We start from the raw sequence: 12515 nt of genomic DNA on the forward strand, positions 1-12515 counted from the left end.
GCCAACCAGGGTAATGAGTTCATCATCGGGTGCCACGCTGCGCAGTTCTGACAGCAGTCGTGTGTGCGGGATGCAGTCAAAAAATCGTTCAATATCGGCCTCAACCACCCAGCGGTAGCCCTGGCGTTGCAGCATGGCAATGCGCTCCACTGCCATGCGCACCGAGCGGCCCTGGCGATAGGCAAAGCTGCAGTCTTCAAACTCGGCCTCCAGCAACGGTGTCAGGGTTTGGGCCAGGGCGGTGTGCAGCACCCGGTCACGTACAGTGGGTATGCCCAGCGGACGCGGCGCTTTGTCGGGGCGCGGCAACCAGACGCGCAGCAGCGCATCGCTCTGGTAGTGCCCGCCCAGTACTTGGCTTTGCAGGTGGGCCAGTCTTTGTGCCAAGCCCGTGCCAAAGTCATCAACGCTGATGCCATCGATGCCGGGCTGGCCGTTGTTTTGCGCTACGCGGTCATATGCGGCGCGCAAGCGGGTCAACGCGAGGGTTTGGCGAAGCAGTGCGGCCATGCGAATGGTGGGCTGTGGTTTTGCTGGTCAGATGACCCAGGCACTGGCGTGAGTCGGCTCAGCCGACGTGCCCAAGTGTTGGGTGTGAGGGTGACAGTGCGCGCACCAAGGGGCGTATTGCACGATGTCTTGTTCAGCCAGAATGAGCCGGGCCACGCGCCGTTGCAACTGCGCCAACTCGGGCTGCGTGAGGTTGCAGAGAAACAGGCTGTTGTGGATACGCTGGCCCACTGCTGCAATTTTGCGCTCCACCCGGCGCAGCCGCTTGGGGTCGGCAATGTCGTAGGCGATCAGCCAGGTTTGCGGAGGCATGGGGGTAAAACTACTTCTTATCGCGTTTGAATCCTCGCGTCAATGCGGGAAGGCTGTTTGACTGGGTATTGAACTGCCCCAATGGCATGCTCTCTCCGGTGTAATTTCTATCCTCGTAATCATTGTTGACAAACCATTTGAAGGTTTCTTCTTCAATGTCTTGCCCACGTAGTTGTGGGTAGTGCACTGGCTTGGTGACGGCTTTGGGGTTGCCAGTGAGTACGATGGCGTTGAATATGTCTTGGGCTTTTTGCTTGAGCATCTGCATTTGGGTGTGGGCCAAGTCCACTGGCGAAGGGCAGTTGCCTACCGGCTCAGCTTGGCTTTCAGCGCTCAGGTGCGGTGGCAAGCTGACGTTAATGCTTGTGTTTTTCCAGACCTGGGCATACCGTTTGGCTGTGTCAAACGCTGTTTCCCGGTATCGGGTGACACGATTCACCAGAAACATACCAATGACATCAACTTTGACCGAACCCAGGCCCAGCGGTTTACCCATGCCGAGCTTGTACTCAAAGCCCGCATGCGGCATCAGCGTGGCGCACAAGGATTCAACTTCAGGAGTGGACAGGTTGACAAAATCCGTTTCAAAGTAGAACTCGCCGCCAGACAAGGGGTTGATACGCACTTTTTGATTTTTGGTATCTTCGTCATCAGGGTGTGCGCTTTGCCAGGGCATCAACTTGCCACCCTTCTCGCCCAGAGGGTTGATGGCTTGCACCGCCAAACCACCCTCGGTCCGCAAGGCGCTCAGGTAAGCCTTGCGGCCTTTCAGTTTTTGCCCACCAGGGTCTTTGAGCAAATCCAACTTGGCCACATAGCTGGCATTGGCCCCCAGGGTCCCACCCGTGAAATACATGGCTGGAGATGGTGGCTTGGGTGAGGCCAGGATTTTCAGCGTGACGGGGTCTTGAGTCTGCTGAGGTTCTTTGTTGGTGAATTGCCCAAACCCGAAGCGCACCTTGGAGGCGAAGGCCATGATGTCTTTTGACTGTGGCTCTGTTTTTTTCTCGTCACGACATTGGACAAACCCGAACAAAAGCTCAGACGGCGACAACACGGTTTTGGAGGGTATGGCCTCCATGCTAAGTGGTCTGACATGCGCTGGCACCCACTCTGCGGCCGTTTTTTCAAGTTCTTTGCGCCACAGCGATGAGTAGCCAATTTCTGCGATGCTTTTTCCGTCTGTGGCCGGGCGAAAGTAAACCAGATCGCCATGCTTGGGGCGCAACGCCCGCTCTGGCTTGCGTAGGTCTGTTTTGCCAACTTCGCCACGGCTCAAACCCACTGGCTGATATGGGCGAATATGCTCATTGCTGAGGTCAGGTTTATTGTCCTGTGTGGCGGTCATTTCGTCGGCCAGGCGGCAGAAACGATCGATGACTTCATTAGGAATAGGTAGCAATTGGTAGTCTTTTGTCAAATCGATGTCGGCTAATTTTTCTTGCCCTTCAGTAATCCGTTTCTTGATTTCAGAAGGAACATTTCGCTGGGCATGATTGCACGGGACAAATAGCTCGTGTTTTCGGGTGTCTACCAAATCACGACCAGGTGCATCCATGATTCGCAAATAGCCAGCCTGTAAACCAGCACGTCCAACTGCATCAGCTTGTTTGATGGGAAGATCGACTTGAGTTCTGCGCACTCCAAGGAGAAACCGACGGTGGCCAGCATTTTTGATGTGCAAACCATTTGGGTTGTCAATATCAATGGAAATTTGCCCACGGTCGTCTTGCCACATGGGTTTGACGGTATCCACCATGTACCAAGGTGCGCTGCTCTGTGAAGCAGTGGGCGAATAGGTTGAGAAACCGTCTGGCAATGGCGCGTTCTGTACATCGCCAAACAATGACTTCAATGGTGCCAGGCCTGACCGCATGCTCGTCAACAAAGCCCGATATTCGCGTGGGACAACAGCACGGTTGTTACCGCCAATTTCGAGCGTAGGCAAAGCCATCATCTGAATCCAATAGCCACCACCAATCTTCATCAGCCTGCCAACCGCTGAGAGAGCTTGCTCCATGGGTGTTCGCGTGGAATACCTACGGTCATCCATCACCCGCATACGCGACCGGGTAATGGACTCATGCAAACTTGATAGCATGCCGCGCAAGCTGGTAGCGGGCAAGGCCAGGTTTTGATTGAGTTTAAAAGGCTCTTTCAGTTTGGGTAGCTGTACATCCTCGGCATCCCCTGCCCCGACAAAGAAGGGGGTTTGCGGGATGACGTGGCAGACCAAACGCCCGTTGTACGCATTGGGCGCGTAGCTGGCATGGCTGTGGTGGGTTTTGTTGTCGATGGATACGATCTGTTTTTTCGGGTCGGTCTGAAACCGCTCCCACGGCAGACGTTGATCTATTCGTGAGTCGGTTCCAAATGGAATGAACACGTAGGGGTTGTGAAAATCGCCATCAACCCGCCCCAAATCCGGGCCAGTCGGCGCTTGTATGTTGGCAGCGTTGCTTAATGGCTGATGTGGCTCCTGCGGGTCCTTGAAGTTGGCTGCAAACGCGGTCAATGCACAGGTCAAATCTGTTAGGGTCTTATCGAGACAGTCTTTGAACGTTTTGACAGTTCCAGCCGTGCAAGCGCCATAGCCTTTGGCCTTGCCATAACCCAGCGCAATGTCCCCCTCATCCAGATCGCGCAACACATGGGCCAGCAGGCCCAGAACTTGGCTAACGAGGTCGGGGTTATGGTCTTGCAGTTTGCGCAGGCGGCCCAGGTCGAGGCGGATGCTACCGGTCAGCGTGGGGCAGTCAAGTGCCTGGATGGAAAACTTGGCACTGTCTTTGCCACCGCCGGTGATGCGGTCGATGGCTACCATCTCGTGCTTGAGCGTAGGCGCGTCCTTGGGGGCTAAAAAGTCGCTGCATTGCACCACGGCGCGCCAGCCTGTGGCGCCAAACAGCACGCTGGCCAGGTCAAGCCGGGCCACGTTGTCCAAGCCAAATACGGCAGGCACTTTGTAGCCCGCTGGCGTTTCTTCGCCCAAGGTGCGCAAAATGCGCTCGGCCTGGCTGCGCAGTGCGCCATGTAGGCTGCTGTCAGGCAGTACGGCCTGACCGGCGCTGTTTTTGCGGGGAACGCCGTCAGGGTCGCCTACGTTCTTCTTGGCTTTGTTGGCCTCATAAACCAGAAAAGGGGTGTGGAACCTTAGCGCCAAGTCAGTCAATAGCAGCAGCTCGTCGCTGCTTTGTGTCAGCGTTTTGGCATGAACATGGGGCTGGGCAGCACCTGCCCACAAGTCAACGGCCGCATTGGCTTGGGTTTGTACAGCGCGCCACAGGGCATGCAAGTCGTTCAAGCGGCGCACTTCAGCCAGTTGCCAGGTTACGCGGCCGTTGTCGCTGGCTTGGCGGCTACCCAACTGAAAGCTGCTGAGTGCCGCACCGGCGAGTTGCAATAGGCCCAGCAGGTGGGCGATGTCTGCTTCGTCGAGCCCATGGGCGCTGCATTCAAAACGGAATTGGCAACCCGGTGGGGCGACTTGTTCGGTAAACAGCAAGCGGTGTTCTGCGGTGCCGTAGTCGCGGTTGCGCACCGAGTGCATCAGCATGGCGCTGCGCCGTTGCGGATCAAAACCCGGCAATGGGCTTGCGCCGGGTGACTTGCTTGCGAGCAAGTAGGCATTGCAGATTTCAAGCTGTGCCGGGGTGGTTTGGTCGCCGTTGGCACTGCCAAAAAGCCGGTCCATCAGATCTGGCGGTAAGTCGCTGCGCCGGGCCAGGGCGCGCAATGCGCCTTTGATGCCGCTGCCGCTCAGATAGGGTTCACCCCGGTGGTCTCGGGCAATGCAACTCACCCAATTGTCTTGATCGGTACTCGTCAGGGTTTCGTCCTGCCCGGTGCCAAGCGACAGTGGGGTGGTCAGGGTAAAAATGCCTTGCACGCGCCACATGGGCAGAGGTTGGCGCGTGGTTTTTTGGGGAGTGTCTATGGTGTCGGATGCAGTCATGATGAATCCTTGAATGGGGTGGGGTCTAAAGCGCCTTGAATGGCAGGGTGGCTTGCACCACTACTTCGCCATAGCCGTTTTGTGCGATGTAGGGGTGGTCGCGCCAGGTCTGACCGTGGCGTTGTTGAACTGCTTGGGGCAGCGACAAGCCATGGTCTTGCCAGTGCCGAAGCAACTTGGTAGCAGTGTCCGGGTCGTTGACCTTGAACACAAACACGCTGCCCGCCTGGGTCAATGCCAAGGGTTGGTAGGCGGGACTTTTTTGATGGAGATAACGCCGGTGCAAGGACTCACCGCCGCACAGTTGCTGGGTGGCGAAAAAGTGACTGAGCGTGAGTGTGTCGCTGTACCCTGCTTGTGCCGACAAGTCGTCAAAGGCATTGCGGTAAAGCGTGGTCAAGTCAAGATTTGTCTGGTTCGCAATGGCATCTGTGGCAAACAGCAGCGCGTCGCTTGTCAGCACCATGGGCACGAGTTCGCCCACTTTAAGTTGCTGCGCTTTGGCATCAAGCCGCGAGGGCCAGACATTTTGCGCATGTGCGATGACGTCGACTTTTGCGCGGGCATCGGTTTTGCCGATTGGCCCCAAGCCGTGGCGCAGCAGCTTGGCAAGCTCTTGGCGCACGGCGGGTTGTGCCGATTCGGGCACGGCGCTCAAGTCCAAGTCAAACTGCCACTGGACAGGTGTAGCTGGTGCGGCATAGATGCAGTCGTAGGCAAAGAGTTGGCCCTCTGCCGCTTTCCCGTCCAGCATGGCCGTGCGAACACGCAAATGGCGTGCGGTGTTGCGCCAGCCCTGGTCTTGGCTGGCAGTTTTGAAAGTGCCAGATTTCCAGTCAGTCTGGAATGCAGGTGCTTTAACAAAAGTGCCTGCAACGCTTATTGGGTAAACATCAAGCACTTCACTATCTATAGCAATTAGCGATTGGGGCAAGGGCATGGGCCGGCCACCACCGGGCGTGCTTGGCAGGGCGTGCGTGCAGCGCAGCGCATCAAAATGCTGAGCCAAGGCGCTGCCGGTGATGTCGGTCAAGCGGCTGGCTGCGTGCAGCTGCAGCAGGGTTTGCGCTAGAGCACCCAGCAGCGTGCTACCTGGAATCACATCGCCCGAGACAAATACGTTGCCACGTCGGCTGGTGGTGTTGACGCAAATCGGGGCATCAAATTGCAGACCCAGGCGCAGCTTTGAGCATGCCGGTAGATGCAGATAGGGGCTGGCCGGGGCACTTTGGGCGTTGACCCGGCAGTCCAGCAAGCGGCCAAAGCCGACTCCGCGGTAGGCACCCAGCTGGGTTTGCACCAACAACGCTGCGCGCAATTGTTGCACCAGCGTTTTGACTTCTTCAGCCTCTGCCCAGGTGTGCCAAGTGCCTTCAAAAGTCAGTGCTGCACCGCTGTCGCTGATTTGCTCGGTGATGAGTAACGCACCTTGAGTGACTGATCCTGTGTCATCGTCCAGCGCAGTCCGTGCAACTTCGGTGTGGTGCAGCGCGCACGCAGCGCTTGCGTCCTGGCCATTGATGCGCGACAGCACCAGGTCGGCGACCTGCATGCGGGCACGTTGTTGGGTGTTGTTGCTGCTTTGGTCGGCCTGCCCAAGCCAGGCGCTGGCATTTGGCTGACCCAATTGCGCACCGTAGCTGCGCCAAGCCTCGGCAATGCGCCCAGCCAGCAGCGTGCCGGGAATGATGGGGCGGTCCAAGTGGTCAAACAGCAAGGTGGCATCCAGACCAAAGCGCCCGGCATCGTTGCCATGCACCAGATAGGGGGCTTGCAGCGTGACGCTGAGGGTGATGGTGTGCAGTGTGCGGCTCATGCTTGCACCTCTTGGGTTGCTTGAGTGGTTTGGGCAGGGTTTTGGCAGTAGTCCCATAGTTCGATGAGCTTGACCCAGGCGGCCAGGTCATCTGGGTCGGGTTGCAGGCTGGCGATGGTGTGCCAATCTCGCGCGCTGCCCTTGGGATGCAGTTGGGCCCAGAGCTGGTTAAACACTTCGGTGTGACCTTCGGCACTTTCGCTGCTTGGCTTGAGCGCATTGTTCACGCTGGTGTAGCTACGCTGTAGCAGGCGCAGGGCCTCTGATGCCTCGGTGCCGGTGTCCAATGCATCGCCTTGGACAATCATGCGCAGGGCGCGCACCATGGTTGAGCGCGGCAGTGCCACTTTGAGTGAGCTGGGTTCTTGCGCGCTGAGCTTGCAGGCCAGAGCGTTAACGGCAGTGGGGCTGAGCGTGAGGGTATCCCAGCTGGCAATCTTGCCGCGAAAGCGCATCTGCAAAAACGCATCCAGATCGCTGCCCGCTTGGTCAAATGACTCAAGCACCAGCCAGTTCAGGCTGTCTTTGCCCTTAAATGCGCTGATGTCTTCTTTGGATTTGTCGGCCAGTGCTTTGGCCAATTGGCTGATGGCGCTGATGGGGGCTTGGTGGTGACAAAACACCAAGCCACAGGCATGGGTGAGTGGCTTGTCTTTGCCATTAACCGGGTAACTCATTTGTCCGGCGGTTTGTTCAAAAAACAGGTTAGCCAAGGCCATACCACACCAGCCGGGAACAACAAACATCAGTTCGTCGCCACCCCAAAGCAGTGTTTCAAGCCGAATTTGTGTTTCGATGCCGGTCTGCGTTTGCCAGCGCGGGTCGGATTGGGCGAGCTGTAGAACCTTGTCCAGCAACTCCTTTCGCTGCGCTTTGATGTAGGTGTCCCATCTTTTGAGGTCGTCTGGTGTTTTGCACGCACTGCCAATCTTGCCAAAGCTGTTGCCATCGGCATAAAACACTGCCATTTTTCCGTTGAGGTTTTGTGTGGGAACGAGCGAATTGTTTATATTTTTGGCAAGCGATTCGAATTCACTGGTGAATGCCTGTGGCGCATGGTCACCCAGCAAACGTTGATAAAACGCTTGCTTTTGGTCGCGACCGTGTTTACGTCGGCATTGAACCGAAAGACTGTTTTTGGGGTCTTCTGGGCCGCGGGGCGAGGCTGGGCGCACTTCGTCGGTCTTGCAAATGGCTTCGCTGGCCTGGAGTCCTGCCGTGGCAAAGCTCAGGCTTTGCATTTGCTGCCAGCGGTTGGCTGCGATGACCTGCTCGTTGGCTTGTCTGAACTCGCCTTGGGCGATGTTCACCACAAACGTGGCATTACGGTAGAGGTTGTCGCTTCGTAGCCACTTGCGAACCTCCTTGACGAGTTCCTCGGGCTTGTTGTCGCCCAGGATTTCAAACAAGCCTGCTGAAGCGCCGGTGCTGATGGGATCTAGCTTGCCTTTGAACTTCAGACACATATCGTTAATGGCATCGAGCAGCATCAGGCTGCCGCCACGGCGGGTGTTGAGGTCTTCGGTGTCGAAGATGGTGTAGGCGAGATTGACGCCTTCGATGCGCAGTAGGTTCATGGTTTTGTGTTCGCAGAGGGAGATGAATGGTGCCCGAGCAGCACAGATAAAGCCAAGGCCCGAACTTCCTTGATTTGATAAACGCGCCAAGTCAGCCAGGGAATGTTTATGAACAACACAGCTGTGAAGATAGAGAATAGCGATAAAGAATTCAATTTGTCAAATTCGTTCATTCCGAAGATGCCTGCGATGGCGGAAATGGTCGCTAGCGCCAGACTGAAAACACCAAGACGACCAACAGTCTCATTGAGTTTTTTAGATTGTTCAAGTTCAATGCGTCCGGCTTGTAGTTCACTATGTTCGGCCAGATCGCGTAGTTCCTGACGTACTTCGTCGTAGAGCGGTTGGACGCGCAGATACTCACGCCACCGAGAAAAAATTTGCTGCCCCTGTTCTTGCGGGCTGACTTCGTCAAACCAGTAGGTCTGGGTAAATTCAATGAACTGTTTGTAAAACTTGCGGACCTCTTCTGTGTCGGGCAATCTGATGTCATCGTTTTTTCGCTGCACCATGTACGTGAGCCGATGCGACGCTGCCAACAGCGCTGCACGCTGCATGTGCGCGATGACACCCATGGGCACGTAAATGTGGCGAAAGGTAAACAGGGCACCTGTAAGGTCTTGCTCGAAAAACCAGTCTTTAGATTTACCCACATAACTGAATGCATAGCCACAGTTGAGCACACGCGAGGGATTATCACGGCTATCAGGCATCGGATCATAAGGATCTGCCGTTGGCCCGGTGTACCAGTAACGGTCATAGCAATGGCGCTGCTCAAAGTCAGCCAAAAATGATTTTGCGTAGGGTAACGGGTCGTAGCCATGGTCATCTGCAAAGCACAGTCGCGTCCATTGACCAGGATTGAGTGCACGCGGATCATTGAAGGCAACGTAGCTCATGATCGCAGCACGGTCATCGCTAAACTGGCGGAGTCCGATGCTGTGCCCATCGTCCGGTGTATGGTCTGTGTACATCGGCGCCAACAGGGTTTTCCAGTGTGCGGACCAACCGGGTTTCCAAGAGCGCTCTTGCCCGCTCTTGCGTAAGCTTTCTTGGTAGTCGGTGGGGGCATAACGCCCCGCCTCACCAATGGGACTGCCCTTGAGGTCGAGCAGTTCCACCAACTCGGCGCAGTGGCCACCGAATTCAATACCATTGTCGCAACCAAAGAAGGGCGGATAAACGCGGCGCAGGCGGTCAAGCAGGCGCTGCAATTCGTGCATCTGCAGAGCCGGTTGGGTATCAGTGGCGGTGTAGTCAAGTTCCAACAGCAAGCAGGCGATGTCGGGCTGGAAAATTACCAGTTGGCAGCGTAATACTTTTAGTTTCAGTTTGACTGGTTCCAGATTCCAAGTCTTGGGCAGTGTCACTTCTATGGCTTTGATGTCGTCGCGCTGCAGCCAGCGGCTGCGCTGCGGATCGAACAGGAAACGGCACACAAAAGGATGGAAATAAACGCGCGCCTGCCAGCGTTGTGTTTCGGTTAACTCTTCCAGGAACGGGCCACTTGCAAGATGCCAAGGACTGCCGTCGGCTGTGAGTTGGGGCACAACATCGTCAATCTGTGAAATAGCCTGGCTTTTGCGCTTGAGTTGCAAAGGCAGGCAAATCACATGGATCAGGTGCTCGACTGTTGGATTTGAAGGCGTTGCGGAAGTTAAGTCAGTTTGATTGTCCATATGAAGCCTCTGAAAAAAAGCTTGTTTGAAGTTTATGAATCAGTTGGATAAGCGCCTGTCTGGTTGATATACATAGCGCCCGCAACCCATGGTGGTTTGTTGCCCAACGCCCAGCCACTGGCCCCAGTGCAGCAGCGCCAGTTCAACAGGCCCAAGTTCTGCGTGGAAGTTCAGACGGCCAACGATGCCGGGCTTGAAGATGCCCCGGTGAGCAGCGTAGGGCCACTGTATTTGCGATGCTGGTGCGTCTGCCGGTGTCAAGGGTTTGACCGCTTCAAATAGTTCACTGGCACGCCAGCCATGTGCAATGCCTACAAAGTTGGCTAACTCTGGCTCCAGCGCCAGCATGCGCTTGGCCAGAGAGTCGAGAAGTGTTTTTAGTGTGGGCCAAGGCACCTGATGGTCGCGCCGTATGCTTCCGCGAGAACCTATCAGTAATGGGCTGCGAAATTCAAGCGTCTGAAGATGGGTAGTGAGCGCTTCAGGTCGAGGTTGAGTGACTTCAGCACGTCGGAGCCAAGCCGCTGGTGATTCGGGCCAGGGCACCGGGTCAATCAAGCGACCATTCATTACAACCGGCTGCACGTGGCTACCCGGTTGAATCATCGACGAACTATCAATTTTGATAGCGCAATTATTCAAGCCATTTGGAGCTTGTTCAATGAGTGCACGGGTGATTACGCTCCAGCTTTGGGTAGCATCACGAAAAAGAACGACTCCAAACCGCAAGTGATTGGTAACCGGTTGACCATAGGGGGGCGGTTCGATGGCCAGACTTGCATATTCGTCATCACCAGCGGGTCGCAAAACTGGCAACAGATGGGGTGCGTGATTGAGCACAGCTCGCTCAACAAATCCGTGCAATGCCCCGCCCAAATGGAGAGGAAATGCATCTCTACTAGGCTCTATTTTGATGTTGAAACTGAGCAGTATCATGATTTACATTGCTGCGGTGACGGTCACTTTCGACTTATCGAGTATTTGACGAGTTCTTGCCAGCACTCTCGCGTGTAGCGCGCATCAGCCAGCGCATTGTGCTGGCCTAGTCCTTGTGGCCTAAAGGCCGGCGCCCTCAGCTGAACTCGCCACTGTTCGATATCCATCGCAAAAAGAGGCCATCCGACTGGCCAAGCCATCAGATCTCCAAACAATTGTCGCAACACAATCCAATCATATTCACCACAATAAGCCCAAAATTCTGGTGTTGAAATGTCGTCGCATGAGTGAGTTTTGAATGAAAAAAATTTTTGAAGATCATTGCGTATTTGAAGCCGTGAATAGGAAGGTGCATCTGCTAAATTCTTGAGAACATTCTCTTGAAGCCACAAAGAAGCACGTTGATGACGGTATTCTTCTGATACTGCGTAGTATTCTCGCCCATCTTCTGCAACTACAGCGATACTGATTAAATCAATCGTTCGTCCATCGTCTTGAAATTCTGTATCAAACCAAAATTTCATGTTGGTACCTTAATAATAAATTGTCTCAAATTTAGAAAACTGCATAAAACAATTAGCGAAAGAAATATACTAAGGGATACGGAAATTACAAATGTACCGTTTATGATGAGTGCTGATGGGATGCAGTGCTAGGCGCGATGTTTAGCCAGATAAACAAGCGGATTGCAACGACGCAATGCACCCATCAGTGCCGCCAGAAACGGGATATTTGTGATTTCCGTATCCCTAAAAAAACATGAGCATCAAAAAATCAATATTTTTTTAATTGATATTCAGCGCTCAATAATAAGTGGATTTTGGCATCTGCTGGTAGATGAGTCATATTCCTTTGAACCGTTCACATAGATTGTGACAGTCGATCCGTCAACTTCAATATCAGCCCTACCATTTTTATCAGTTTTAATTACATCACCCCCATAGCATTTAACTTTATATCCACTCAATCCATACCCCGCTGAATCAACGACTTTAACAGTTATAGTAGGGGTTGTACGCCCAAATCCACGAAAATTTCAGAGTCCCTGGTTTTCTCTGCGTCCCAGCATCTTTTGACCGTCTTGGCGCAGCGCGCCGTCGGGGCCAAGATGCCGGTAAAGGCATATCGTTACACATAAGTCAAAAAGTCTTTATAAATCAATAACTTATAAGCATCACTCTGCTATAGAATTCATAAGACTATAGCTATAGAAATCAATGAGTTACGAATTTTCTGTGAAACTTGTGTGTAACGATATGCGGTAAAGGGTCTGGCGGGTGACCCCCAACTCCTTGCATAGTTCGCTCACGACCGTTTCCTTTTGACCCATGGCCGCCATGGCCAATCGCAATTTGGTGCGGCTCTTTTCGGCCACGAAAAAATCGTTAAAAAACAATATGAACTTGCTGATATGAGCAAATGAAGAGGTCAAATGATGGTGTCAAAGGCGTTCTGGGGTTGTAAGCCCAACGCCGCGAAATCTTTCAGGTACCGTTCGATGGCATTCTCATAACTCATCGATGCCGCCGAGGCGTTTCAAGAATGGTTTTCGAGACCTTCGCACACGATGCTGCGGCTGGTGCAGCATAAATTCTCAGTTTCCATGCTCAAAAACGACCGTTTTTGAGCATGGAAAACACAAGTGAAAGATTTCGCGGCGTTGGGCGTGGAACCCCTGGATTGCGCTGGTGCCGCGCCATGTCCATTTTTACCTCTCCGAACTGCCGCTG

The 12515-nt window shown here is 54.3% G+C and carries 9 protein-coding genes; all 9 read right to left on the minus strand.

The genetic code is table 11. The features are described from left to right. The coding region (locus ACOYNV_RS21660) for a reverse transcriptase domain-containing protein (RefSeq protein ID WP_422901889.1) at positions 1 to 510 on the minus strand (510 nt) is incomplete at its 3' end. Between the two features lie 27 nt (positions 511 to 537). Beyond that, entirely contained in the window at positions 538 to 822 is a 285-nt protein-coding gene (cas2, locus tag ACOYNV_RS21665) for a CRISPR-associated endonuclease Cas2 (RefSeq protein ID WP_422901890.1), read from the minus strand. Between the two features lie 10 nt (positions 823 to 832). Next, complete coding sequence (locus tag ACOYNV_RS21670) at positions 833 to 4777, minus strand: RAMP superfamily CRISPR-associated protein (RefSeq protein WP_422901891.1); 3945 nt, start codon at positions 4775 to 4777, stop codon at positions 833 to 835. Positions 4778 to 4802: 25 nt separating this feature from the next. Further along, positions 4803 to 6593: an RAMP superfamily CRISPR-associated protein gene (locus tag ACOYNV_RS21675; RefSeq protein ID WP_422901892.1), complete on the minus strand. Its 1791-nt coding sequence runs from the start codon at positions 6591 to 6593 to the stop codon at positions 4803 to 4805. Beyond that, a complete protein-coding gene (locus ACOYNV_RS21680) occupies positions 6590 to 8083 on the minus strand; it encodes a hypothetical protein (protein ID WP_422901893.1) in 1494 nt (497 codons plus the stop codon). Before ACOYNV_RS21680 ends, ACOYNV_RS21675 begins: the two co-directional genes overlap by 4 nt. Before the next feature lie 83 nt (positions 8084 to 8166). Next, on the minus strand, positions 8167 to 9849 hold the full coding sequence (locus tag ACOYNV_RS21685) for a hypothetical protein (RefSeq protein ID WP_422901894.1): 1683 nt from the start codon (positions 9847 to 9849) through the stop codon (positions 8167 to 8169). A 39-nt stretch (positions 9850 to 9888) separates the two neighbouring features. Then, positions 9889 to 10785 carry a CRISPR system precrRNA processing endoribonuclease RAMP protein Cas6 gene (gene cas6 / locus ACOYNV_RS21690; protein ID WP_422901895.1) on the minus strand — a complete coding sequence of 299 codons (897 nt, stop codon included), beginning with the start codon at positions 10783 to 10785 and terminating at the stop codon, positions 9889 to 9891. 23 nt (positions 10786 to 10808) lie between these two features. Then, positions 10809 to 11309: a 3'-5' exoribonuclease domain-containing protein gene (locus ACOYNV_RS21695; RefSeq protein WP_422901896.1), complete on the minus strand. Its 501-nt coding sequence runs from the start codon at positions 11307 to 11309 to the stop codon at positions 10809 to 10811. Between the two features lie 1012 nt (positions 11310 to 12321). Continuing rightward, a partial coding sequence (locus ACOYNV_RS21700) for a hypothetical protein (RefSeq protein ID WP_422901897.1) occupies positions 12322 to 12515 on the minus strand: 194 nt, incomplete at its 5' end.

The organism is Propionivibrio sp., assembly GCF_049316945.1.
Classification (GTDB): domain Bacteria; phylum Pseudomonadota; class Gammaproteobacteria; order Burkholderiales; family Rhodocyclaceae; genus Propionivibrio.